Raw genomic sequence first — 23,541 nt, 5'->3', positions numbered from 1 at the left:
ACGACGGAATCGGTGATCCGATCTACTTCAGAGGAGAACGAGGCATGAACCAGCACGAAAAGGGCCTGGCGTTCCGGGCGCTGCATCGCGGGCCGCTGTTCGTGATGCCCAATCCATGGGACGCCGGTAGCGCGCGCCTCCTGGCCGGACTGGGTTACAAGGCACTGGCGACGACGAGCGCCGGCTTCGCCTGGACGCTGGGACGGAAGGACGGCGCCGTGACGCGCGCGGAGGCGCTCGCGAACGCGGCCGACATTGCCGCCGCGGTCGACCTGCCGGTCAGTGGCGACCTCGAGAACGGCTACCGCGATGCGCCCGCGCACGCTGCCGAGACCATCCGGCTCGCGGCGGAGGCCGGCCTTGTCGGCGGATCGATCGAGGATGCGACCGGACGGGCGGAGGCACCGATCTACGACTTCGAGGCATCGGTGGCGCGGGTCGAGGCGGCGGCCCAGGCGGCGCATTCCCTGCCCTTTCCGTTCACGTTCGTGGCGCGGGCGGAGAACTTCCTGCATGGCCGGCGCGACCTGGCCGACACCATCCGGCGGCTACAGGCCTACGAGGCGGCTGGGGCCGACGTGCTGTTCGCGCCCGGCCTGCCCGACCTCGAGGCGATCCGGACCGTGGTGGCCGCGGTCAGCAAGCCGCTCAACGTGGTGCTGTGGCAGAAGCAGTCGCCCTATACTGTGGCAGAGCTTGCGGCGGCCGGCGTGCAGCGGATCAGCACCGGCGGCTCTCTCGCCCGCGCCGCCCTTGGCGGCCTCAGGGATGCGGCATCGGAACTGCTGGGCCCGGGAACGCTGAGCTACCTCGACCACGCCATGACCACGGCCGAGGTGCATCAGTTCATGGCTGGCAGGCCCGGGTAAGGGGTGGATTTCGCGCTACCGGACGGCTACCGCTTGCATATGCCGCTCACCAAGCGCGACCGCGCCAAGCTCATCCGAATCCTGAAGCTGCTCGGCTCCGACCAACCAGGAGAGAGCGCCTCCGCCGCGCTGGCAGCGCAGCGGCTGGTGGAGGCTTCGGGGCTGACCTGGGACGCGATCCTCGCCGAGCAGGCCCCGACCAAGGTGGTGGTCCGACGCGTGCGCGAGTGGGACGTCAACCACGCCGATGCGGCCGAGGCAAGGATCCGGCAGTTGAAGGCGACGACCGAACGGCAGGAACGGCAGATCAAGGCGCTGCGGAGCCGCGTGAACACGCTGGTGGAGCGGGAGCGGTTGCGGCGGGCGATTGAGACGGATGTGGACGCGAACTAGAGGGTCGTGTCCTCGATCAGCCCGTTCCGCAGCGTGACGATGCGGTTGGCGCGCCGGGCGAGATCGAAATTGTGGGTGGCGATGAGGGCCGCGACCCCTTCCTCGCGGATCAGACCGGCCAGGGCCTCGAACACCACTTCGCTGGTGGCCGGATCGAGATTGCCCGTGGGTTCGTCGGCAAGGATGATGCGGGGATTGTTGGCCGCTGCGCGGGCGATGGCGACGCGCTGCTGCTCGCCGCCCGAAAGTTCGGCCGGCCGGTGCTGGGCCCGGGGCGCGACGCCGAGGATCTCCAGCAGCTGCATCGATCGCCGGTTCGCCGCCGCCTGGTCGCGGCCGGCGATGAGCTGCGGCATGGTGACGTTCTCGAGCGCCGAGAACTCGGGCAACAGGTGATGGAACTGATAGACGTAGCCGATGGTGTTGCGGCGCAGCAGGGTGCGGCCGCGCTCGCTCAGCTTGCTGGTGGCAACGCCGGTAATGGTCACTTCGCCGGCCTGCGGCCGTTCCAGCAGGCCCGAGATATGCAGCAGCGTCGACTTGCCGGCGCCGGAGGGCGCGACGATGGCGACGAGCTCCCCGCCGCGGACGGTGAGGTTCGCAGCCTCGAGCACGCGGACCAGCGTTTCGCCCTCGCCGAAGTGGCGATGCACCTTCGAGAGCTGGAGGTGGACGTCACTCATAGCGCAGGGCCTCGACGGGATCGTATTGGGCGGCGCGCCAGGCGGGGTAGAGCGTCGCGAGGAAGCTGAGCCCCATGGCGACGGCGACGATGGCCGCCACCTCGGACGGGTTGGTCCGGCTGGGGAGCGAGGAGAGGAAGAATACCTCGGGCGGGAAGATGGTGACGCCGAGCAGGCCCGACAGGAACGCGCGGATCGGCTCGGCATTGGCGGCGATGACGAGCCCCAGGGCGAGGCCGAGCAGCGTGCCGCCGACCCCGATGGCGACGCCGGCAATGCCGAATATGCGCATGATCGAGCCGCGCGTCGCCCCCATGGTGCGCAGCACCGCGATGTCCGTGCCCTTGTCCTTCACCAGCATGATGAGGCTGGAGATGATGTTGAAGGCGGCGACGACGACGATCATCGACAGGATGACGAACATCACCGAGCCCTGGGTCTGCAGCGCGTCGAAGAAATTCTGGTGCTGCTGGCGCCAGTCCGAGAGGATGAGCGGGCGTTCGATCTGCTGGCCGATCCTCAGCCGCATCTGGTCGAGGGCGTTCGGATCGGTGATGAACACCTCCACGGCCGTGGCGCGATAGATGCGGTCGTAAGCCGCCTCGCGCTCCTGCTCGGGAGCATCGACCGCCGGGACCGAGGCGCCGGGCTTGAGCACCCGATCGAACATGTCGAGGTAATCCTGCGCCGGCTGCATGGGCAGGTAGAGGTAGAAGCTGTCGAACTCGGTCATGCCGAGGTCGAAGATGATCTGCACCGGAAAGGAGCGCGTGCGCGGGCGGTTGCCGGCCCCGAGATTGCCCGGATCCGGGCTCAGCAGGGTGACCGGGTCGCCGATGTTGACCTTGAGCTTTTCGGCCAGGCGCCTGCCGATGGCGACGCCGTTGCCCTCGTCCCAGCCGTCCCAGTGGCCGAGGATGGCGCCGTCGTGCAGCAGCTTCAGCTTTTCGACCGAGGCCAGCGACATGCCGCGCACGATGACGCCGGTGGCGTCGGCCTTGGCACCGGAGGCAAGGGCCTGGCCCTCGACGTACGGGATCGCGGCGATGACCCCGTCGACACCCTGGATCTCGCTGGCGGACTGCTCGTAGTCGGTGAAGCGCGCCTCGATCGGGTAGGCCGAGAAGTGGCCGTTGAGACCGAGGAGCTTGGAGACGATCTCGGAGTTGAAGCCGTTCATCACTGAGGTGACGACGATCAGCGCCGCCACCCCGAGCGCGATGCCGGTCAGCGTCAGGCCGGCGATCACCGATACGAAGCGATCGCGGCGGCGGGCGCGCAGGTAGCGCCAGGCGACGAGGAACTCGAAGCGCGAGAACGGGCCGGGATCGGCGGCGGGCTGGGTCGTGCTCACTGGTGCAGGCCCTCGATCGGATCGAGCCGCGCCGCGCGCCAGGCCGGATAGAGCGAGGCGAGGAAGGTGAGCCCGAGCGAGAGCAGCACGACGAGAACCACCTCGGTGGGGTCGATCCGCGACGGCAGGCCGGCCATCAGGAACAGCTCTGGCGGGAAGATCGGGATGTTGAGCAGGCCCGACACAGTAGCGCGGATCGGCTCGACGTTGATGGCGAACACCAGGCCGAGCACCAGCCCGAGGAACGTGCCGACGAGGCCGATGGCGAAGCCGGTCATCGAGAAGATGCGCAGGATCGAGGCGCGCGTGGCGCCCATGGTGCGCAGGATCGCGATGTCCGGGCCCTTGTCCTTCACCAGCATGACGAGGCTGGCGATGATGTTGAAGGCGGCAACGAGGATGATCAGCGACAGGATGACGAACATCACCACCCGCTCGACCTGCAGGGCCGAAAAGAAGGTGGCGTTGCGCTGCTGCCAGTCGGCGATCGCAAAGGGTCGGTCGAGGGCCGCCTGGAGCTTCTCTTTCATGCCGAGGATATTGTCGGGGTCGTCGACGAACACCTCGACGCCGGTCGCCTGGTAGCCGCGCTCGTAGGCGGCATCGATCTCCGCATCGGTGGCCATGACGCCCGGCATCGCCACGCCCGGCTTCAGGCGGTCCTCGTACAGCTTGAAGTAGACCTGCGCCTCCTGCATGGGCAGGTAGACGTAGAAGCTGTCGTACTCCGGCATGCCGAGGTTGAAGATGACATTGACCGGCAGGGTGCGCTCGGCGGGCGTGCGGCCGAACGGCGTCAGGGTCCCGTTGGGATTGATGATTGTGATCTCGTCGCCGATGGTCACGCCCAGCCGCTCGGCCAGGCGCTGCCCGATCGCGACGCCCTGCCCCGAGTTCCATTGATCCCAACCGCCGAGCACCGCCGCATCACGCAGCGATTCCAGCTTCTTGAGCGAGGCCTCGTCGATGCCGCGGACGACGACGCCGGTGGCACTGGCGGAACCGGAGGCGAGCGCCTGCCCCTCGACATAGGGGATCGCATAGCGGACCCCGTCGACGCCCTCGAGGCGGGTGACAACATCGGGGTAGTCGGCAAGGCCGCTGCCCTCCATCGTCTGCACCACGAAGTGGCCGTTGAGGCCGAGGATCTTGCCCAACAGCTCGGTGCGGAAGCCGTTCATCACCGACATGACGACGATCAGAGTGGCAACGCCGAGGACCACGCCGACGAGCGTCAGGCCGGTGATCACCGAAACGAACCGCTCGCGGCGCCGGGCCCTCAGGTAGCGCCCGGCGACGAGGAACTCGAAGCGCGAGAACGGCCCCGGAGCCCTCGTGGCAATGGGCGCGGCCTCGGTCAAACGCTGTCTCGCCGCTGCGGCACGATCAGGCCCTTGAGCCGCCCGACCGCCGCCTCGATGGACAGCGTCTCGCGCTCACCGGACTTGCGATGCTTGATCTCGACCGTGCCGTCCTTCAGGCCGCGCGGCCCGACGATCAGCTGGTACGGAATGCCGATCAGGTCGGCAGCGGCGAACTTGGCGCCTGCCGGCTGGTCGCGATCATCGTAGGCGGCGTCGATGCCTTCCAGCACGAGATCGTCGTAGAGACGACCGGCGGCCGCATCGCTGTCGGCATCGCCAACCTTGAGGTTGATGACGACCGCCTCGAACGGCGCGACGCTGACCGGCCAGATGATGCCGGCATCGTCATGCGAAGCCTCGATGATGGCCGGCACGAGACGGGTCGGGCCGATGCCGTAGCTGCCCATGTGCACCTCGACCGCCTGCCCCTCCTGGTTGGTGACCGTAGCCTTCATGGGCTTGGAGTACTTGGTGCCGAAGTAGAAGATGTGGCCGACCTCGATGCCGCGCGCCGCAAGCTGATGCTCGGGCTCGACGGCTGCCTTGTAAGTTGCCTCGTCGGTCATCTCGTCGGTCGCGGCAAACAGCGACGTCCAGTCCTTGAAGATCGGCGTCAGGTCGGCCCGGAAATCGGTGTCGATGGCCGGAATCGGCTTGTCGACGAGGCGCTTGTCGAGGAACACGGCGCTCTCGCCGGTATCGGCGAGCACGTGGAACTCGTAGCTCATGTCGCCGCCGATCGGGCCGGTATCGGCGCGCATCGGGACGCCGACAAGGCCCATGCGATGGAAGGTCCGCAGGTAGGCGACGAACATGCGGTAGAAGGCCTGCGTTGCGCCCGCCTCATCGAGGTCGAACGAGTAGGCGTCCTTCATCAGGAACTCGCGCGAGCGCATGGTACCGAAGCGCGGGCGTACCTCGTCCCGGAACTTCCACTGGATATGGTAGAGGTTCAGCGGCAGGTCCTTGTACGACTTCACGTAGGTCCGGAAGATGTCGGTGATCATCTCCTCGTTGGTCGGACCGAACAGCATATCGCGCTCGTGCCGGTCCTCGATGCGCAGCATTTCCTTGCCGTACGCATCGTAGCGGCCGGATTCCTTCCACAGATCCGCCGACTGGATGGTCGGCATCAGCAGCTGGATGGCGCCGGAGCGGTTCTGCTCTTCCTCGATGATGCGGACGATCTTGTTGAGCACCTTGAAGCCGAGCGGCAACCAGGAATAGCTGCCAGCCGCCTGCTGCTTGATCATGCCGGCGCGCAGCATCAGCTGGTGCGAGACGATTTCGGCTTCCTTCGGCGTCTCCTTGAGGAGGGGGAGGAAGTAACGGCTCAAGCGCATGTTGGTCCCTTTTGGCCCGGGATTCGACTGGCATCCCTATACCGCATCAGCGGCAAAAGTGGAGCCCGCAAAAACGCGCGAAACTTGGGCAAGCGCCTGTCCGTGCGACCATTTTGGGCAGCGTGAAATGCCGCAACGCATCATGTCGAAATGCCATGGCTGCCATGCAGAATCCGCTTGGCAGTCCCGGATTCAGTTGTTAGGGTCCCTCGCCATAAGAACACAGGCAACCAACAAGTTGCCGGACGTCGACAACGTCAAGGGAGGAGCGTTGGCCGCCACCTAACCGTGTGCCTAAGACCAGCGTATTGTCGAGAAACTCATCAAGCAGGGCCTAGGCCCTGCTTTTTTCATTTGCGGATGACGAACAGGTGACACGGTATTCTGCACTGTGTTGGTTCGCGCAGGATCAGCCCATGCAGGAGCATCGATCCGCGGGGCGCTCCGGCGGTCGGCGACGGCAGCGCACTCCTGTCGAACAGTCGGGCGCGGACGGTTGCACCCTGCCCTCACGCCGGGCGGGACTCGGGCGACGATGCTCGGGTCAGGCCGCCTTTAGCGCCAGTACTCCTGCAGCCACTGGGCGCTGAGGCCCCAGAGCAGCAGGCCGGTGACGACACCGGCCAACAGCGTCGTGACCAGCAGCTTGGGCCAGATGCGGAAGACAGCCGGGGCGCCCCGCTCGGTGCCATGCGTCCATTGCCCGTCGTCGACCTGGTTACGCACCTTGAAGGGCAGCACCAGGAAGAGGCACAGCCACCAGACGACGAAATAGATGGCGATGTAGGTGGTGACTTGCATGGCCCAGGCTCAGATACGATGGACGAAGATGGTTACGTTGGGTTTGCGGCCCCAATAGGACGTCACCTCGCTGCGCACGGCGCGCTGCAGCGCGGTCTGCACGAGCTCCGGGTCGTTGCGGCGCTTGGGGGGAATGGATTTCAGCGTGCCGGTGACGGCGCGACGCACGAGATGCGGCAGCGACTCGTCGTCATCCTCGACGTCCGGAAGCCCCTCGATGACCAGGTCGGGACCGGCCAGCACCTGGCCGCTCGAGTTCACGCACAGGCTGACGACGATGTGGCCACCGAAGCTCAGGCGCCGCCGGCCCTTCACGCCGCTCTCCTCCGGCGTGCAGAGCACGTTGCCATCGAGATACAGCTCGCCCACGCGCACTTCGCCGGGGAAATGCGTGGTTTCAGGGAAGAGGCGAACCATATCGCCGTTGCGGGCATGGACGACCGTCTCGATGCCGTGCTGGCGGCCGAGCAGTGCGTGCGCCTCGAGGTGGACAGCCTCGCCGTGCACGGGCACCAGTATGTCGGGCTTCAGCAGGTCGTAGAGTTGCTTCAACTCCTCGCGCCGCGGGTGGCCGGTGGTGTGGACGAGGCCGTGGTCGCGGGTGATGACGTCGATGCCGCGATCGATCAGCAGGTTCTGGATGTCGATCACTTCACGCTCGTTCCCCGGGATGGCCCAGGACGAGAAGATCACCCGGTCGCCGGCATTCAGCGCTATCTCTGGATGCTCCTCGCGGGCGATGCGGGCGATCGCCGCACGCGCCTCGCCCTGGCTGCCGGTGCACAGCAGCACCACATCCTTGCGCGCCAGGGTCTTGTACTCGGTCTGATCGAGGAACGGTTCGATGCCCTCGAGCATGCCCAGTTCCCGGGCGATGCCCGAGATACGATGCAGTGCCCGGCCCGACATCACCACCTTGCGGCCGGCCTTCTGCGCCGCGCGGGCGACGGAGATGACCCGGCCGACATTGGAGGCGAAAGTCGTCACCGCGACGCGGTGCGGAGATTCCGCGATGAGGGCCTCGAGGGTCGAGGCGACCTGATCCTCGGACGGACTGGTGCCGTCCTTGGTGGCATTGGTCGAGTCGCAGACCAGGGCCAGACGGCTGGAGCGGTCCGCGCCGATCGCGCCGAAGCGGGCGAGGTCGGTCGGGGCGTTGCCGACCGGGTGCGGATCGAGCTTCCAGTCGCCGGTGTGGACTACCCGTCCGGCCGGAGTCGCGATCAGGAGCGCGCAGCTCTCGGGGATCGAGTGCGCGACGTTGATCGCCTCGATGGTGAAGGGACCAACCGTGAAGGGCTTGCCCACCTGCATGGGCCTGACCTCGACATCCTCCACGATGCCCTCGGATTCCTGCTTGGCGCTGAGCATGGCCGCGGTGAAAGCGGTGGCATAGACGGGCCGGTCGAAGGCCGGCCAGAGGTCGAGCACGGCACCGTAGTGGTCTTCGTGGCTGTGAGTGAGGATCAGCACCAGCACATCGTCGGCGTTCTCCTCGAGGAAGGCAGGATCCGGCAGGATCAGCTCGACGCCGGGTTCCTGCGGCCCTGCAAAGGTCACGCCGCAGTCCACGACGATCCACTTCCGGTTGCGCGGCGGGCCGAAGCCGTACGCGCCCATGTTCATGCCGATCTCACCGACGCCGCCGAGCGGCACGAAGACAAGTTCGTCGACTGAGTTTTTTGCCATCATGAACTCCTGTGGCTTGCGGCGGTGCCGAAATGCACATCACCCGCCGTGATGGCGATACGCGAATTGTCACTGGCGCGGACGATCAATCGCCCTGCCTGATCGATGGTTTCGAAAATGCCGCGGACGACGCTGCCATCCTGGCTGACGGCGATCTCGCCGCCAATGCCGGCAGCCGCGACACGCCATTGGTCCAGCACGGCATCGACGCCCCTGCCCCGATCCCAGCTCTCGTAGGCATCGACCCACGCATCCGAGAGCGCGCCGAACACCGTCGCCGCGTCGGTTTCGATCCCCATGCCCTTGAGCGATGCGGCTGCATAGGGCAACCCGTCCGGCGTGGCGACGACGTTGACCCCGATACCGATCGCCACGGCCATCCTGCCGTCCGACAGCTTCTGCGCCTCGAGCAGCATGCCACAGAGCTTGCTCCCATCGCCCAGGACGTCGTTCGGCCACTTGAGTGCAATGCGCTCGGCCGGCACGATGCTGGTCAGCGCGTGGTGCAGGGCCACGCCGGCGACGAAACCGAGCGTAGCGGAGACGGCCGGGTCGCTGTCCGGCACGACGAGCAGGCTGGCGGCGAGATTGCCGTGCATCGAGGACCATGCCCGGCCACGCCGGCCCCGGCCGGCGGTCTGCGCGAGGGCGCAGAACCAGACATCGCCGACATCGCCGGACTGGGCGGCCCGCGCCGCCTCGATCATGGTGGAGCCGACCGTGTCGAAGCCGTGGAGCCGGTAGCCACGCGAGGCGGCCCTCGGCCCAAGCCAGAAGTCGGCCACTAGAAGAGGCTTCCGGCCGCGGCCTGTGCGGCTGCCGTCAGCGGAGCGCCCACGGTAACGAAGTAGGTGACGATCAGGAAGCCAATGCCGGCCATGACGACCGTCAGTTCGCCCGGCACCGCGGCATACTTTGCCACGGGCTCGTCGAAGTACATCACCTTGATGATGCGCAGGTAGTAGAACGCGCTCACCGCCGAAGCGAGGACACCGATGACGGCGAGGACGAACAGCCCCTGCTCCACGGCGGCGAGGAACACCTGCCACTTGGCAAAGAAGCCGGCGAGTGGCGGCAGGCCGATCAGCGAGAACATCAGGATGGCGATGCTGGCGGCGACGAACGGCTTGCGCTGGGCGAGGCCCGCGAGGCCGGTGATGGTCTCGACGGGCGCGCCGTCCTCGGTCTTCAGCGCCAGGATGCAGGCAAAGATGCCGACGGTCATGGCGACGTAGATCGCCATGTAGATCGCAACGCCCTCGACACCAACGGCGGTGCCGGCCGAGAGGCCGACGAGCGCGAAGCCGACATGGCCGATCGAGGAGTAGGCCAGCAGACGCTTCAGGTTGTTCTGGCCGATGGCGGCGAAGGAGGCCAGCACCATGGAGGCGATCGAGAGGAAGATCACGATCTGCTGCCAGTCCTTGGTGATGGGGCCGAAGCTGACCGTGGTGACGCGGATGAAGAGCGCCATGGCAGCGACCTTTGGCGCCGCCGCGAAAAAGGCGGTGACCGGGGTCGGCGCCCCCTCGTAGACGTCGGGCGTCCACATATGGAACGGCACGGCCGAGATCTTGAAAGCGATGCCGGCAAGCAGGAACACCATGCCGAACACGAGGCCGACCGAGCGCGACTCGAGCGTGATCGCGGCAACGATCTGGTCGAGCTGGGTCGTGCCGGTGAAGCCATAGACCAGCGAGGCGCCATACAGCAGCATGCCCGAACTCAGCGCGCCAAGGACGAAATACTTGATGCCCGCTTCGGTGGCCTTCGCGTCGTCGCGCTTCATGGCGGCGACGACGTAGAGCGCGAGGCTCTGCAACTCGAGGCCGATATACAGGCTCATCAGGTCATTGGCCGAGACCATGATCATCATGCCCAGCGTGGCGAGCAGGACGAGCACCGAGTATTCGAACTTGTCGATGCCGTGCGCCTTGCTGCCCGAAAGCGAAATCAGCACGGTCGCGGCGGCGCCGCCGAGGACGAGCGCCTTCATGTAGCGGGCAAATCCGTCGACGATGAACGTGTGGTTGAACAGCGCGCCGGTCGCGGGCTGCAGCACCAGCAGCGCCAGCACCGCGACCAGCAGCAGGATGGCCACGGTCGCGATCACACCGGAGCGGACGCCCTTCCAGAACAGGGAGACCAGCAACACCGCGACGGCCCCCGCGGCGAGCAGGAGTTCAGGATAGGCGGGGGCGAGCGAAGCGAAGCTCGAAACGTCGGACAGCATGCCCGTCTCCTAGAGTGCTTTCAGGAAAAGCTGCAGGCTTTTCCGTTCCGAAAGCGCGACCAAATCAAACACTAGTGGCCGGCCGCCGCGGCAACCGCCTGCGGGGCGGCGCCAATGGCGTTGGCGAAGTTCTCGGCGACGAGGTTCACCGATGCGGCGGTCGCATCGAGGATCGGCGCCGGATAGAAGCCGAAGAGGATGGTGAGGACGACCAGCGGCACCAGCACCGCGATCTCGCGCCTGTCGAGATCGAGGATGCCCTTGAGAGACTCCTTGGTCAGCGCGCCGAAGATCACGCGGCGGTACAGCCACAGCGCATAGGCAGCCGACAGGATGACGCCGAAGGCAGCGAAGAACGCCACCCAGGTGTTGACCTGGAACACGGCGAGCATGGTGAGGAACTCACCGATGAAACCCGACGTGCCCGGCAGGCCGACATTGGCCATGGTGAACACCATGAAGGCAAAGGCATAGCGCGGCATGCGCTCGACGAGGCCGCCATAGGCGGAAATCTCGCGTGTGTGCATCCGGTCGTAGACCACGCCGACGCAGAGGAAGAGCGCGGCCGAGACGATGCCGTGCGAGATCATCTGGAAGATGGCGCCATGGATGCCGTAGATGTTGCCCGAAAAGATCCCCATCGTGACGAAGCCCATGTGGGCCACGGACGAATAGGCGATCAACTTCTTCATGTCGGTCTGCACCAGCGCGATCAGCGAGGTGATGATGATCGCAGCGATCGACAGCACGAACACGAAGTTCGCGAACTGGTGCGAGGCATCGGGGAACATCGAGATCGAGAAGCGGATGAAGCCGTAGCCGCCAAGCTTGAGCAGGATAGCGGCCAGGATCACCGAACCGCCCGTGGGGGCCTCGACGTGCGCTTCGGGCAGCCAGCGATGGAACGGCCACATCGGCATCTTCACCGCGAACGAGGCGAAGAACCCGATCCACAGCCAGGTCTGCACTTCCGGCGGGAAGCGGAACTTGAGCAGTTGCTGGATGTCCAGCGTGCCGGCCTGCCAGAACATCGCCATGATGGCGAGCAGCATCAGCACCGTGCCGGTGAAGCTGTAGAAGAAGAACTTGTACGTCGCCTGGATGCGCCGCGCCCCGCCCCAGATGCCGATGATCAGGAACATCGGGATCAGCGTGCCCTCGAAGAACACGTAGAACAGCGCCAGGTCGAGCGTCGCGAAGGCGCCGATCATGAACGTCTCGAGCACGAGGAAGACGATCAGGTATTCCTTCACGCGCTTGGTGATCGAGCCCCAGCTGGTCAGCACCACGGCTGGCATCAGCACCGCCGTCAGCGGGATGAACAGCACCGAGATGCCGTCGACGCCCATGCGGTAGCCGATGGTGTCGCCGATCCAGTCGAAGTTCTCGACGAACTGGAAGGCCGTATTGGCCGGGTCGAACAGCGCCCAGAGCCACAGGCTCAGCGCCGCCGTCACCAGCGTGAAGGCAAGCGCGATCCAGCGGGCCAGGTTGTCCACGGCTTCGCCTTTGCCGCCCACCAGGAGCAGCACGAGGGCGCCCAGCGTGGGGAGGAAGGTGATGACCGTCAGAAGGTGTTCGCTGAAGATCATCCCAGAAGTCCCCCGGCGGCGATGGCCCAGGTGAGCAGCGCCGCGATACCGATAAGCATGGCGAATGCGTAGTGATAGAGATAGCCGGACTGCAGCTTCACCACCCGGCCGGTGATGTCCTTGACCCGGGCACCGAGGCCCTCGGTGAGGGTCTTGTCGACCAGCTGGTCGTCAAAGCCCTTCCAGAGCGCAGTGCCCAGCCAGATCGCCGGCCTGACAAAGATGCGGTCGTAGAGCTCGTCGAAGTACCACTTGTTGAGCAGGAACCGGTACAGGCCCGGGTTTGCGTCGGCGAGGCGCCTCGGCGCCGCCGGATCGCGGATGTACATCTGGTACGCCGCGACGAAGCCGATCAGCATTGCGACGGTCGCCGACCACTTCACCCACAGCGGCACGCCATGCGCGGCCTCGAGCAGGTCTCCGGGAACCACAAGTGAGCCCGCGAAGAAATGCTCGATGTGCTCGGCGTGGCCGAAGAACAGGTCGTTGAAGACCACGCCCGCAAGAACCGCACCGGCGGCGAGGATGTAGAGCGGCACCAGCATGACCGGAGGGCTCTCGTGCGCGTGGTCGTAGGCGCTCCTATGCTCCTCGTGGTGGTTCCCCGCCGCGTCCGGCTCTGCATGCGCGTTCGCGTCATCCTCGTGCACATCGTGCCCGAAGCCGTGCGTCGCATCGCGCGGGCTGCCGTGGAAGGTCAGGTGGATCAGGCGCCACGAGTAGAAGCTCGTGAACATGGCGGCGATCACCAGGGCCCAGAAGGCGATGTAGCCGGTCGAACCACCCGCCGCATAGGCGACTTCGATGATCCCGTCCTTGCTGAAGAAGCCGGCGAAGCCGAGCGGCGTGCCCGGGATGCCGACCCCGGTCAGGGCCAGCGTGCCGATGATCATCAGCCAGTAGGTGACCGGGATCTTCTTGCGCAGGCCACCCATGTTCCGCATGTCCTGCTCGTGATGCATCGCATGGATTACCGAGCCGGCGCCAAGGAACAGCAGGGCCTTGAAGAAGGCGTGCGTGAACAGGTGGAAGATGCCGGCAGAGAACATGCCGGCGCCGAGCGCCACGAACATGTAGCCGAGCTGCGAACAGGTCGAATAGGCGATGACGCGCTTGATGTCGTTCTGCACGAGACCGACGGTCGCGGCAAAGAAGGCCGTGATCGCGCCGACGATCATCACCGTGATCATGGCGAATTCGGAAGCCACGAACATCGGCGAGAAGCGGGCCACCATGAACACGCCGGCGGTCACCATGGTCGCAGCATGGATGAGGGCGGAGACGGGCGTCGGGCCTTCCATGGCGTCCGGCAGCCAGGTGTGGAGCAGGAACTGCGCCGACTTGCCCATGGCGCCCATGAACAGCAGCAGGCACACCACGGTCATGGCGTGGAAGTCCCAGCTCAGGAAGTGGATGGTCGCGTCCTTGTTGGCCTCGACGGCATGGAAGGCGTCGTCGAAGTTCAACTGCCCGAGTACGAGGAAGGCGGCAAAGATGCCGAGAGCGAAGCCGAAATCGCCAACGCGGTTGACCACGAACGCCTTCATCGCGGCAGCATTGGCGGACGGGCGCGTGTACCAGAAGCCGATGAGCAGGTAGGAGGCGAGGCCCACCCCTTCCCAGCCGAAGAACATCTGCAGGAAGTTGTCGGCGGTCACCAGCATCAGCATGGCGAAGGTGAACAGCGAGAGGTAGGCGAAGAAGCGCGCGCGGTGCGGATCGTCGGCCATGTAGCCGATCGAGTAGACGTGTACGAGGCTCGAGACCGTGGTCACGACCACGAGCATCACCGCGGTCAGCGTATCGACCCGCAGTACCCAGCGCAGGTCAAGCCCGCCGGAGGCGATCCAGCGCATCACCTCGACCTTCGTGGCCTCGCCGTGACCGGCTGCCTCCGCTGCTTCCGGCGCAAACCAGTAGCCGGCGAAGACGATCCAGCTGCACACTGCCGCGATGATCAGCAGGCCCGTGGTGATGTATTCGCTGGTCCGGTGTCCGATGACCCGGCCGAGCAATCCTGCGATCAGTGCCCCGATGAGGGGCAGGAATACGATGGCCTGGATAAGCACAGGGTCAGCCCTTCAGCGAGTTGACGTCTTCCACGGCAATGGTGCCGCGGTTGCGATAGAAGATGACGAGGATGGCGAGGCCGATGGCCGCCTCGGCCGCCGCGACCGTAAGGATCAGCAGCGCGAAGACCTGGCCCGCGAGATCGCCGAGCTGGGCCGAGAACGCCACGAAGTTGATGTTCACTGCGAGCAGGATGAGCTCGATCGACATCAGGATGACGATGATGTTCTTGCGATTGAGGAAGATGCCGAACACGCCGAGCGTGAACAGGATCGCGCCTACCGCGAGATAGTGGCCGATGCCGATACCGGTTGCTGCCAGCATTTAGAGCCCCTGCCCCGATTTGACCTTGACCAGTTCCACCGCCTCCGAGCGCTTGCGCCCGGTCTGGCGGAACACATCCTGTCGCTTGACGTTCGACTTGTGCCGCAGCGTCAGGACGATGGCGCCGATCATGGCGACCAGCAGGACACCGCCGGCACCCTGGAACAGGAAGACGTAGCGCGTGTAGAGCAGTTGCCCGATGGCGCGCGTGTTCTCGATCCCGGCCTCGATCGGGACCGTGGCCGAGGCCTCGACGCCGGTCGGCAGCACGAAGCTGCCGCCAACGAGCAGCAGTTCGAGCAGCAGGATGACGCCGACGACGACACCGACCGGCGCATATTGCAGCATGCCCGAGCGCAGCGACGCGAAGTCGACATCCAGCATCATGGTGACGAACAGGAACAGCACCGCGACGGCGCCGACATAGACCACGATCAGGATCAGCGCGAGGAACTCCGCGCCGGCCAGCATGAACAGCCCCGCCGAGTTCACGAACGCCAGGATCAGGAACAGCACCGAGTGCACGGGGTTGCGCGCCGCGATCACCATCAGCGCCGAGGCGACGGTAATGATCGAGAACACGTAGAAGAAGAAGAGCGGCAGCGTCATCTCGATTCCTTACCGGTATGGCGCGTCGGCGGCGAGGTTGGCCGCGATCTCGCGCTCCCAACGGTCGCCATTGGCGAGCAGCTTCTCTTTGGAGAAGTACAGTTCCTCGCGCGTTTCGGTCGCGAATTCGAAGTTGGGGCCCTCGACGATGGCGTCGACCGGGCAGGCTTCCTGGCAGAAGCCGCAGTAGATGCACTTCACCATGTCGATGTCGTAACGGATGGTGCGGCGGGTGCCGTCGTTCTGGCGCGGGCCAGCCTCGATGGTGATGGCCTGGGCCGGGCAGATCGCTTCGCACAGCTTGCAGGCGATACAGCGTTCTTCGCCGTTGGGATAGCGGCGCAGCGCGTGCTCGCCACGGAAGCGCGGCGAATACGGGATCTTCTCGAACGGGTAGTTGATCGTCTTCTTGGGCGCAAAGAAGTAGCGCATCGCCGTGAAGAAGGCGCCGACGAACTCGCGCAGCAACAGGCCGTTGAGGAACTGGGTGAAACGCATCAGACGGCACCCCCGTGCCAGCCCCAGCCGGTGAGCTGGAGGACGAACGCGACGATTACCACCATGACCAGCGAAATCGGCAGGAACACCTTCCAGCCGATGCGCATCAGCTGGTCGTAGCGGTAGCGCGGCACGATGGCCTTGGCCATGGCGAACATGAAGAAGACCAGGCAGAGCTTTAGCACGAACCAGACGACGCCCGGGATCCAGTTGAATGGCGGCGCGTCGATCGGCGATGCCCAGCCCCCGAGGAAGAGGATCGTGGTCATCGAGCACATCAGGATGATGGCGATGTACTCGCCCAGCATGAACAGCAGGTACGGCGTCGAGCCGTATTCCACCATGTAGCCGGCCACGAGCTCGGACTCGCCTTCCGGCAGGTCGAAAGGCGGACGGTTGGTTTCCGCGAGCGCCGAGATGTAGAAGATCACGAACATCGGGAAGAGCGGCAGCCAGTACCAGTTGAGGATGCTGAGCCACGGCACGCCGAGCATGTGGGCAATGCCGCCCGACTGCTGCGCGAGGACGATGTCGGTGAGATTCAGCGACCCGGCGACCAGCAGCACGGTGATGATCACGAGGCCGATCGAGACTTCGTAGCTGACCATCTGCGCGGCCGAACGCAGCGCGCCGAGGAAGGCATACTTGCTGTTCGACGACCAGCCGCCGATGATGATGCCGTACACGCCGAGCGAGGAAATCGCGAAGATGTAAAGCACGCCGATATTGATGTTGGCGAGCGCCCAGCCCTTGTCGAAGGGGATCACGGCATAGGCAGAGAGCGCGAGGATCGAGGTCACCAGCGGGGCGAGCAGGAACAGCACCTTGTCGGAGCTCGCCGGAATCACCGGCTCCTTGAAGACGAACTTCAACAGGTCCGCGAAGCTCTGCAGCAGGCCGAACGGGCCGACCACGTTGGGGCCACGACGCACCTGCACGGCCGCCCAGATCTTGCGGTCGGCGAGCAGGATGTAGGCGGTGAAGAGCAGCAGCGCCACGAGCAGCAGCAGGCCCTTGTAGATGAAACCGACCTGCGTGCCCCAGCCCAGGATGGGGATGCCCAGCAGATAGTCCAGCGCTGAAACGACGAAATCCATCGGGGTCCCTTACTCTGCAGCCTGGCGGATGCCGGCCTGCAGCGCGGCGCATTCGCCCATCGTCGCGGAAGCGCGGGCGATGGGGTTGGTGAGGTAGAAGTCAGCAACCGGCGAGGTGTAGGTCGCCGACTTGGTCTTGATCGCGGTACCGGCGAGCTTCTTCACGTCGTCGACAGAGCTGTTCGCGATCTGGTCGAGACGGCCGAGGTGCGGGAACTCGGCATAGAGCCTGGCGCGCAACTGGCTCAGCGAGTTGAACGGCAGGGCCTGGCCGAGCACGGCCGACAGGGCGCGGAAAATAGCCCAGTCTTCCTTGGCGTCGCCCGGCGGGAACACGGCACGCTCCGCGAGTTGCACGCGGCCTTCAGTGTTGACGTAGGTCCCCGACTTCTCGGTGTAGGTCGCGGACGGCAGGATCACGTCGGCGCGGTGGGCGCCGGCATCGCCATGTGTTCCGATATAGACGACGAATGCCTTGCCCATGGCGGACGTGTCGTATTCGTCGGCGCCGAGCAGGAACAGCACGTCCAGCTTGCCTTCGCCGGCAAGGCCGATCTGGTCGGCCGAGCAGACGCCGCCGTCATGCGGCACGAAGCCGATATCGAGGCCGCCGACGCGGCCGGCCCCGTTGTGCAGCAGCGCAAATCCGTTCCAGCCCTCGGCGACGTTGGCACCGGTCGCCAGCCTGGCGGCGAGCGCGATGGTGTCGCGGCCGATCTGCTTGGACTTTGCGGCGCCGTGCGAGACACCGCCCTCGCCGACGATGATCAGCGGCTTCTTGGCGTTCGCCAGCACGTCGGCGAAGGCCCCGTGCCCGGCTGCGAGATCGGCGAGCGTGCCGAAACCGTTACCGAGATAGGCGTAGTCGTAGGTCAGGTCGGCTCGGTCGCCGATCACGGCGATCGGGGTGCCCTTGGCGCGCCAGGCCTTGCGGATTCGGGCGTTGAGCACCGCCGCTTCCTTGCGCGGGTTGGACCCGATGATCAGGATGGCGTCGGCTTCCTCGATCCCGGCGATGGTCGGGTTGAAGATGTAGGCCGAGCGCGGCATGGACGGGTCAATACCCGACATGGCCGGCCGGCAATCGGTCATGCCGGAGCCGAGCGAGGTCATCAGCGCCTTGAGCGCATACATGTCCTCAACCGAAGCGAGGTCGCCGGCAATTGCGCCCACCTTGTTGCCGCCGCCCGAGGCCTTGATGGCCCTGGCGATGGCGGCGAAGGCCTCATCCCACGAAGCGGGCTTCAGCTTGCCGCCCGAGCGCACATAAGGGCGATCGAGCCGCTGCGACTTGAGGCCGTCCCAAATGAAGCGGGTCTTGTCGGAAATCCACTCCTCGTTGATCGCCTCGTTGACGCGCGGCAAGATGCGCATCACTTCGCGACCCCGGCTGTCGACGCGGATGTTCGAGCCGACTGCGTCCATCACGTCGATGGACTCGGTCTTGACCAGCTCCCACGGACGGGCGTGGAAGGCGTAGGGCTTACTGGTCAGCGCACCGACCGGGCAGAGGTCGATGACGTTGCCCTGCAGCTCGCTCGACAGCGCGCGCTCGAGGTAGGTGATGATCTCCAGGTCCTCGCCGCGGCCAATGGCGCCCAGTTCGGCTATGCCGGCGACTTCCGTCGTGAAGCGGACGCAGCGCGTGCATTGAATGCAGCGGGTCATCTCGGTCTTCACCAGCGGACCCATGTACTTGTCTTCGACGGCGCGCTTGTTCTCGACAAAGCGACTGCTGTCGACGCCGTAGGCCATAGCCTGGTCCTGCAGGTCGCACTCGCCGCCCTGGTCGCAGATCGGGCAATCCAGCGGGTGGTTGATGAGCAGGAACTCCATCACCCCTTCGCGGGCCTTCTTGACCATCGGCGTGTTGGTGAACATCTCGGGCGGCTCGCCGTTCGGGCCGGGACGCAGGTCCTTGACCGACATGGCGCAGCTCGCCTGCGGCTTCGGCGGCCCGCCCTTCACCTCGACGAGGCACATGCGGCAATTGCCGGCGACCGACAGGCGCTCGTGGTAGCAGAAGCGCGGAATCTCAGCGCCCGCGGCCTCGGCCGCCTGCATCAGCGTGTAGTAATCGGGCACTTCGACGAGCTGGCCGTCGACCTTGATGCTGGCCATAGCCTATTCCCTAAAACCTTGAGGTGAACCAACAAGATCGAGACGGCGCTCAATGCGATCCACCCGGTCTTCAATCCGATCCATCCGTCGAAGCATCCCCAGAACGATGTTGCCGGGTTCGTCCACCATCGTCCTTACTCCGCCGCGATTGAAGGCACGGCGCCCTCAGTGGTCGAGGACCAGGTGTATTGGTCGATCCGCGCCTCGATGACGTCGCGGAAGTTGCGGATGAGGCCCTGGATCGGCCAGGCCGCAGCGTCGCCGAGGGCACAGATGGTGTGGCCTTCGATCTGCTTGGTGACCTCGAACAGCATATCGATCTCGCGCTTCTGGGCGCGACCTTCGACCATGCGCGCCATGACACGCATCATCCAGCCGGTGCCTTCGCGGCACGGCGTGCACTGGCCGCAGCTCTCGTGCTTGAAGAACGCCGCGATGCGCCAGATCGCCTTGATGATGTCGGTGGACTTGTCCATCACGATCATGCCGCCGGTGCCGAACGAGCTCTTCTTGTCGCGCAGGCCGTCGAAATCCATGATGGCGGTGCGCATGTCCTCGCCGCGCACGACAGGGCATGAGGCGCCGCCCGGAATCACGGCCAGCAGGTTGTCCCAGCCGCCGCGAATTCCGCCGCAGTGCTTCTCGATCAGCTCTTCGAAGGTGCAGCCGAGCGCGTCCTCGAACACGGCCGGCTTGTTCACATGACCCGAGACCATGAACAGCTTGGTGCCGGTGTTGTTGGGCCGGCCGATACCGGCGAACCAGGCGCCGCCGCGGCGGAGGATTTCCGGCACGACGGCGATGGATTCGACGTTGTTGACGGTGGTCGGGTTGCCGTAGACGCCCATGGCCGCCGGGAACGGCGGCTTCAGCCGCGGCTGGCCCTTCTTGCCCTCGAGCGACTCCATGAGCGCGGTTTCTTCGCCGCAGATGTAGGCGCCGGCGCCGTGGTGGACGACGATGTCGAAGTCCCAGCCGTGGACATTGTCCTTGCCGATCAGCCGCGCGTCATAGGCCTGCTGCACGGCGGCTTCGAAGTTCTGCCGCTCACGGATGAACTCGCCGCGGATATAGACATAGGCGATGTGCGCGCCCATGGCGCGGCCGGCCAGCAGGCAGCCCTCGATCAGGTGGTGCGGGTCGTGCCGCAGGATCTCGCGGTCCTTGCAGGTGCCGGGCTCGGACTCGTCGGCATTGACGAGGAGCTGGCTCGGACGGCCGTCGTTGACGCCTTCCTTGGGCATGAAGGTCCACTTGAGCGCAGTCGGGAAACCGGCGCCGCCGCGCCCCCGCAGGCCGGAGCCCTTGACCTCGTTGACGATCCAGTCACGGCCGCTGTCGATGAATTTCTTGGTATCGACCCAGCCGCCGCGCGCGCGAGCCCCTTCAAGGCCCCAGTCGCCCGTGCCGTAAAGGTTGGTGAAGATGCGGTCTTTGTCTTCCAGCATCAGCGCGGGTCCTTCCCGAACACACGGCGATATTCCTCGACGCCACCCTTGGCGAGCGCCTTGGCCTGCTTGATCCACTCATCGCGGGCGACGCGACCCGGGAACGCCAGATGGGCCTCGAGCCTGTCGATGTCCGCCTTCTTGAGCGCGGCGACCTGAGCCCAGGTCGTGATGCCGGCAGCGTTGAGCTTGCCCTCGAGCACCGGACCGACGCCCGAGATCAGCTTGAGATCGTCCTTCGCGCCCGGGGGCGGGGTGAACAACGGACCGCCGGTCTCGCGAGTGGGAGAACTGACCGCAGCCGGCGCGGCAACGCGCTTGGCCTTGGTGTCGGTCTTGCCGGCATCGATCTTGCCCGCCGGCGACTCGGCGCCGGTCGCTTCCTCCCGCATGGCCTTGTTGGGCGCGCCATCGGCCTTGGCCGAAGTGGCGGCAGCCTTGCGCTCGCCCTCGGCGGTCGCAGGGGAGACCTTCTCCGGTGACGGCGACTTGAGGGCCGGGGCTGTCTCCTCTGTCGTCTTGTTCTTGCCGCCGGCAGCGGTCGGCGTGGCGGCCGCAGGCGCCGGAACTGCACCTGCCGGGGCGGCAGGCGCCTCGGGCGGCGGCGGGAACGGCTTGTAGGTCCGCTTGGCGGTGGGCTTCTCGAGCAGCGTCGTCGCACCACCCTCGGCGGCGCCGAACTGGCGCGCGACCTGCGGACCGGGCTTCACTTCATCGCCCTTGCCGGCGGCGAACTTGTCGAGGATGGCCTCGAAGCTCTCGGGCGTCAGGTCTTCGTAGGTGTCCGAGCCGATCATCACCAGCGGCGCGTTCACGCAGGCGCCGAGGCACTCGACCTCTTCCCAGCTGAACTTGCCGTCAGGAGTGACCTCGAAGGGCTCGTGGCTGATCTTGCGCTCGCAGACGTGGCGGATGTCCTCGGCGCCGCGCAGCATGCAGGGCGTTGTACCGCAGACCTGCACGTGGGCCACCGTTCCAACGGGCTTCAGCTGGAACTGGGTGTAAAAGGTCGCCACTTCGAGCACGCGGATGTAGGGCATGCCCAGGAGGTTGGCGACGTTCTCGATGACGGCGCGGCTGATCCAGCCCTGCTGCTCCTGGGCGCGGAACAGCACCGGAATCACGGCGGACTGCTGACGGCCCGGCGGATACTCGGCCATCTTCTTCTCGGCCCAGGCCTGGTTTTCCTTCGTGAAGGCGAAGGTTGCCGGCTGGATGGCCTCATCTGCTAGACGGCGGACGGACATTACCGATCGACCTCACCGAACACGATATCGAGCGAACCGAGGATGGCGGCGACGTCCGCCAGCATGTGCCCCCGGCAAAGGAAATCCATGGCCTGCAGGTGGGCGAACCCCGGCGCGCGGATGTGGCAGCGGTACGGCTTGTTGGTGCCGTCCGAGACCAGGTAGACGCCGAACTCGCCCTTTGGCGCCTCAACGGCGGCGTAGACCTCGCCGGCCGGCACCTTGTACCCTTCGGTGTAGAGCTTGAAGTGATGGATCAGCGCTTCCATCGACTGCTTCATCTCACCGCGCGGGGGCGGCACCACCTTTCCGTCGGTCGAGGACACCGGGCCCTGCCCTTCGGGCGAATTCAGCAGCGCGATCGCCTGCTTCATGATGCGGATGGACTGGCGCATCTCCTCCATGCGGACGAGATAGCGATCGTAGCAGTCGCCGTTCTTGCCGACCGGCACGTCAAAATCGAAACGGTCGTAGCATTCGTAGGGCTGCGCCTTGCGCAGGTCCCAGGCCGCCCCCGAGCCGCGCACCATCACACCGGAGAAGCCCCACTTCCAGGCATCTTCCGCCGAAACGACGCCGATATCGGCGTTACGCTGCATGTAGATGCGGTTGCCGGTCAGCAGCTTTTCGAGATCATCGAGGACCAGCAGGAACGGATCGCAGAAAGCTTCGATGTCGTCGATCAGCGCCTGCGGCAGGTCCTGGTGCACGCCGCCCGGCCGGAAATAGGCCGCATGCATGCGGCTGCCCGAGGCGCGCTCGTAGAAGATCATGAGCTTTTCGCGCTCATCGAAGCCCCAGAGCGGCGGCGTCAGCGCGCCGACGTCCATGGCCTGCGTCGTCGCGTTGAGGATGTGCGAGAGCAAGCGGCCGATCTCGGCATACAGCACGCGGATCAGCTGGCCGCGCATCGGCACTTCGAGACCCAGCAGCTTCTCCACCGCGAGGCAGAAGGCGTGCTCCTGGTTCATCGGCGCGACGTAGTCGAGCCGGTCGAAATAGGGCACGGCCTGCAGGTAGGTCTTGGTCTCGATCAGCTTCTCGGTGCCGCGGTGCAGCAGGCCGATATGCGGATCGACCCGTTCCACGACTTCGCCGTCGAGCTCGAGGATGAGCCGCAGCACGCCGTGCGCCGACGGGTGAATCGGACCGAAGTTGATCGTGAAGTTTCTTACGTCGACTTCGGACATCAGTTCTTCGCCTTCTCGTCGCCCGGCAGCACGTAATCCGTACCTTCCCACGGTGACAGATAATCGAATTGCCGGAATTCCTGCGCGAGCTTGACCGGCTCGTAGACGACGCGCTTGCGCTCCTCGTCGTAGCGCACCTGCACGTACCCGGTGGTCGGGAAGTCCTTTCGCAACGGATAGCCGTCGAAGCCGTAGTCGGTCAGCAACCGGCGCAGGTCCGGATGGCCGGTGAACAGGATGCCGAACAGGTCGTAGGTCTCGCGCTCGAACCAGTCGGCCCCCGGGTAGAGGCCGGTGATCGACGGGACGGGCTTGTCTGCATCCGTCGTCAGCTTCAGCCGCACCCGCAGGTTCTGCCGGGGGCTGAGCAGGTGGTATACCACCTCGAAGCGCTCCTCGCGTTCCGGATAGTCGGCACCGCAGACCGTCGAAATCGAGATGAACGCCTCATGGTCGTGCAGGAAAGTCGCGACATCGACGATCGCTTCGCGCTGCACCAGCAGCGTGAGTTCGCCGAAAGCCATCCTGTGCTCCACGATCTTGTCGCCGAGCGCATTTCGGGCGCGTTCAGCGAGCGCCGCCAGCGGTGAAGGAATGGGGCCGTCGGTCATGGCCG

22 protein-coding genes are annotated in these 23,541 nt (G+C 65.7%); 2 read left to right on the top strand and 20 right to left on the bottom strand.

Going from position 1 to position 23,541, the window contains the following annotated elements:
* Positions 1 to 44: 44 nt before the first annotated feature.
* Positions 45 to 869, top strand: a complete 825-nt coding sequence (locus tag J0I99_RS01695; RefSeq protein ID WP_291395433.1) for an isocitrate lyase/phosphoenolpyruvate mutase family protein — start codon at positions 45 to 47, stop codon at positions 867 to 869.
* Positions 870 to 872: 3 nt separating this feature from the next.
* Positions 873 to 1,262, top strand: a complete 390-nt coding sequence (locus tag J0I99_RS01690; protein WP_291395431.1) for a hypothetical protein — start codon at positions 873 to 875, stop codon at positions 1,260 to 1,262.
* Here J0I99_RS01690 and J0I99_RS01685 read toward each other — a convergent pair.
* The 20 genes from J0I99_RS01685 to J0I99_RS01590 all read right to left on the bottom strand — a co-directional run bounded on the left by J0I99_RS01685 (position 1,259) and on the right by J0I99_RS01590 (position 23,536).
* Positions 1,259 to 1,945: an ABC transporter ATP-binding protein gene (locus J0I99_RS01685; protein ID WP_291395429.1), complete on the bottom strand. Its 687-nt coding sequence runs from the start codon at positions 1,943 to 1,945 to the stop codon at positions 1,259 to 1,261. The two genes, J0I99_RS01690 and J0I99_RS01685, sit on opposite strands and share 4 nt — an antisense overlap.
* A complete protein-coding gene (locus J0I99_RS01680; protein ID WP_291395427.1) occupies positions 1,938 to 3,299 on the bottom strand; it encodes an FtsX-like permease family protein in 1,362 nt (453 codons plus the stop codon). Before J0I99_RS01680 ends, J0I99_RS01685 begins: the two co-directional genes overlap by 8 nt.
* Entirely contained in the window at positions 3,296 to 4,660 is a 1,365-nt protein-coding gene (locus J0I99_RS01675; RefSeq protein WP_291395425.1) for an FtsX-like permease family protein, read from the bottom strand. Before J0I99_RS01675 ends, J0I99_RS01680 begins: the two co-directional genes overlap by 4 nt.
* Positions 4,657 to 6,006, bottom strand: a complete 1,350-nt coding sequence (proS, locus tag J0I99_RS01670; protein ID WP_291392835.1) for a proline--tRNA ligase — start codon at positions 6,004 to 6,006, stop codon at positions 4,657 to 4,659. The genes J0I99_RS01675 and proS overlap by 4 nt, the downstream gene beginning before the upstream one ends.
* Before the next feature lie 555 nt (positions 6,007 to 6,561).
* The gene (locus J0I99_RS01665; RefSeq protein WP_291392833.1) at positions 6,562 to 6,807 is read right to left on the bottom strand and encodes a DUF1467 family protein; all 246 of its coding nucleotides are present in this window, start codon (positions 6,805 to 6,807) and stop codon (positions 6,562 to 6,564) included.
* 9 nt (positions 6,808 to 6,816) lie between these two features.
* Positions 6,817 to 8,496 carry a ribonuclease J gene (locus tag J0I99_RS01660; protein WP_291395423.1) on the bottom strand — a complete coding sequence of 560 codons (1,680 nt, stop codon included), beginning with the start codon at positions 8,494 to 8,496 and terminating at the stop codon, positions 6,817 to 6,819.
* Positions 8,496 to 9,281: a biotin--[acetyl-CoA-carboxylase] ligase gene (locus tag J0I99_RS01655; protein ID WP_291395421.1), complete on the bottom strand. Its 786-nt coding sequence runs from the start codon at positions 9,279 to 9,281 to the stop codon at positions 8,496 to 8,498. Before J0I99_RS01655 ends, J0I99_RS01660 begins: the two co-directional genes overlap by 1 nt.
* Positions 9,281 to 10,729: an NADH-quinone oxidoreductase subunit NuoN gene (gene nuoN, locus J0I99_RS01650; protein WP_291395419.1), complete on the bottom strand. Its 1,449-nt coding sequence runs from the start codon at positions 10,727 to 10,729 to the stop codon at positions 9,281 to 9,283. Before nuoN ends, J0I99_RS01655 begins: the two co-directional genes overlap by 1 nt.
* Before the next feature lie 71 nt (positions 10,730 to 10,800).
* On the bottom strand, positions 10,801 to 12,321 hold the full coding sequence (locus tag J0I99_RS01645; protein ID WP_291395417.1) for an NADH-quinone oxidoreductase subunit M: 1,521 nt from the start codon (positions 12,319 to 12,321) through the stop codon (positions 10,801 to 10,803).
* Positions 12,318 to 14,390: an NADH-quinone oxidoreductase subunit L gene (gene nuoL, locus J0I99_RS01640; RefSeq protein ID WP_291395415.1), complete on the bottom strand. Its 2,073-nt coding sequence runs from the start codon at positions 14,388 to 14,390 to the stop codon at positions 12,318 to 12,320. Before nuoL ends, J0I99_RS01645 begins: the two co-directional genes overlap by 4 nt.
* Positions 14,391 to 14,394: 4 nt before the next feature.
* Complete coding sequence (gene nuoK / locus J0I99_RS01635) at positions 14,395 to 14,715, bottom strand: NADH-quinone oxidoreductase subunit NuoK (protein WP_291391725.1); 321 nt, start codon at positions 14,713 to 14,715, stop codon at positions 14,395 to 14,397.
* Positions 14,716 to 15,324, bottom strand: a complete 609-nt coding sequence (locus J0I99_RS01630) for an NADH-quinone oxidoreductase subunit J (RefSeq protein ID WP_291391724.1) — start codon at positions 15,322 to 15,324, stop codon at positions 14,716 to 14,718. It abuts the gene before it with no gap.
* A 9-nt stretch (positions 15,325 to 15,333) separates the two neighbouring features.
* Positions 15,334 to 15,822, bottom strand: a complete 489-nt coding sequence (nuoI, locus tag J0I99_RS01625) for an NADH-quinone oxidoreductase subunit NuoI (protein ID WP_291395413.1) — start codon at positions 15,820 to 15,822, stop codon at positions 15,334 to 15,336.
* Entirely contained in the window at positions 15,822 to 16,919 is a 1,098-nt protein-coding gene (gene nuoH / locus J0I99_RS01620) for an NADH-quinone oxidoreductase subunit NuoH (protein WP_291395411.1), read from the bottom strand. The genes nuoI and nuoH overlap by 1 nt, the downstream gene beginning before the upstream one ends.
* A 9-nt stretch (positions 16,920 to 16,928) precedes the next feature.
* Positions 16,929 to 19,040 (bottom strand): NADH-quinone oxidoreductase subunit NuoG, encoded by a 2,112-nt coding sequence (gene nuoG / locus J0I99_RS01615; RefSeq protein ID WP_291395409.1) that lies wholly within the window; start codon positions 19,038 to 19,040, stop codon positions 16,929 to 16,931.
* A gap of 3 nt (positions 19,041 to 19,043) precedes the next feature.
* The gene (locus J0I99_RS01610; protein WP_291391721.1) at positions 19,044 to 19,169 is read right to left on the bottom strand and encodes a hypothetical protein; all 126 of its coding nucleotides are present in this window, start codon (positions 19,167 to 19,169) and stop codon (positions 19,044 to 19,046) included.
* Between the two features lie 5 nt (positions 19,170 to 19,174).
* Positions 19,175 to 20,488: an NADH-quinone oxidoreductase subunit NuoF gene (nuoF, locus tag J0I99_RS01605; protein ID WP_291395407.1), complete on the bottom strand. Its 1,314-nt coding sequence runs from the start codon at positions 20,486 to 20,488 to the stop codon at positions 19,175 to 19,177.
* Positions 20,488 to 21,735: an NADH-quinone oxidoreductase subunit NuoE gene (gene nuoE / locus J0I99_RS01600; protein WP_291395405.1), complete on the bottom strand. Its 1,248-nt coding sequence runs from the start codon at positions 21,733 to 21,735 to the stop codon at positions 20,488 to 20,490. Before nuoE ends, nuoF begins: the two co-directional genes overlap by 1 nt.
* A complete protein-coding gene (locus tag J0I99_RS01595) occupies positions 21,735 to 22,925 on the bottom strand; it encodes an NADH-quinone oxidoreductase subunit D (protein WP_291395403.1) in 1,191 nt (396 codons plus the stop codon). Before J0I99_RS01595 ends, nuoE begins: the two co-directional genes overlap by 1 nt.
* The gene (locus tag J0I99_RS01590) at positions 22,925 to 23,536 is read right to left on the bottom strand and encodes an NADH-quinone oxidoreductase subunit C (RefSeq protein ID WP_291395401.1); all 612 of its coding nucleotides are present in this window, start codon (positions 23,534 to 23,536) and stop codon (positions 22,925 to 22,927) included. Before J0I99_RS01590 ends, J0I99_RS01595 begins: the two co-directional genes overlap by 1 nt.
* Positions 23,537 to 23,541 lie beyond the last annotated feature (5 nt).

The organism is Devosia sp. (assembly GCF_017307495.1).
Classification (GTDB): domain Bacteria; phylum Pseudomonadota; class Alphaproteobacteria; order Rhizobiales; family Devosiaceae; genus Devosia_A.
Note: the sequence above shows the minus strand (reverse complement) of the source record. Positions and strands in the feature narration are given on the sequence as shown.

What these genes read in the sequence shown, in the direction of transcription:
- J0I99_RS01610 (WP_291391721.1), bottom strand. Translation starts at nt 19,169, where the DNA reads ATGGTGGACGAACCCGGCAACATCGTTCTGGGGATGCTTCGACGGATG.
- nuoN (WP_291395419.1), bottom strand. Translation starts at nt 10,729, where the DNA reads ATGCTGTCCGACGTTTCGAGCTTCGCTTCGCTCGCCCCCGCCTATCCT.
- nuoI (WP_291395413.1), bottom strand. Translation starts at nt 15,822, where the DNA reads ATGCGTTTCACCCAGTTCCTCAACGGCCTGTTGCTGCGCGAGTTCGTC.
- J0I99_RS01590 (WP_291395401.1), bottom strand. Translation starts at nt 23,536, where the DNA reads ATGACCGACGGCCCCATTCCTTCACCGCTGGCGGCGCTCGCTGAACGC.
- J0I99_RS01660 (WP_291395423.1), bottom strand. Translation starts at nt 8,496, where the DNA reads ATGGCAAAAAACTCAGTCGACGAACTTGTCTTCGTGCCGCTCGGCGGC.
- J0I99_RS01695 (WP_291395433.1), top strand. Translation starts at nt 45, where the DNA reads ATGAACCAGCACGAAAAGGGCCTGGCGTTCCGGGCGCTGCATCGCGGG.
- J0I99_RS01595 (WP_291395403.1), bottom strand. Translation starts at nt 22,925, where the DNA reads ATGTCCGAAGTCGACGTAAGAAACTTCACGATCAACTTCGGTCCGATT.
- nuoH (WP_291395411.1), bottom strand. Translation starts at nt 16,919, where the DNA reads ATGGATTTCGTCGTTTCAGCGCTGGACTATCTGCTGGGCATCCCCATC.
- J0I99_RS01645 (WP_291395417.1), bottom strand. Translation starts at nt 12,321, where the DNA reads ATGATCTTCAGCGAACACCTTCTGACGGTCATCACCTTCCTCCCCACG.
- nuoE (WP_291395405.1), bottom strand. Translation starts at nt 21,735, where the DNA reads ATGTCCGTCCGCCGTCTAGCAGATGAGGCCATCCAGCCGGCAACCTTC.
- J0I99_RS01685 (WP_291395429.1), bottom strand. Translation starts at nt 1,945, where the DNA reads ATGAGTGACGTCCACCTCCAGCTCTCGAAGGTGCATCGCCACTTCGGC.
- nuoF (WP_291395407.1), bottom strand. Translation starts at nt 20,488, where the DNA reads ATGCTGGAAGACAAAGACCGCATCTTCACCAACCTTTACGGCACGGGC.
- nuoK (WP_291391725.1), bottom strand. Translation starts at nt 14,715, where the DNA reads ATGCTGGCAGCAACCGGTATCGGCATCGGCCACTATCTCGCGGTAGGC.
- nuoG (WP_291395409.1), bottom strand. Translation starts at nt 19,040, where the DNA reads ATGGCCAGCATCAAGGTCGACGGCCAGCTCGTCGAAGTGCCCGATTAC.
- J0I99_RS01630 (WP_291391724.1), bottom strand. Translation starts at nt 15,324, where the DNA reads ATGACGCTGCCGCTCTTCTTCTTCTACGTGTTCTCGATCATTACCGTC.
- J0I99_RS01665 (WP_291392833.1), bottom strand. Translation starts at nt 6,807, where the DNA reads ATGCAAGTCACCACCTACATCGCCATCTATTTCGTCGTCTGGTGGCTG.
- proS (WP_291392835.1), bottom strand. Translation starts at nt 6,006, where the DNA reads ATGCGCTTGAGCCGTTACTTCCTCCCCCTCCTCAAGGAGACGCCGAAG.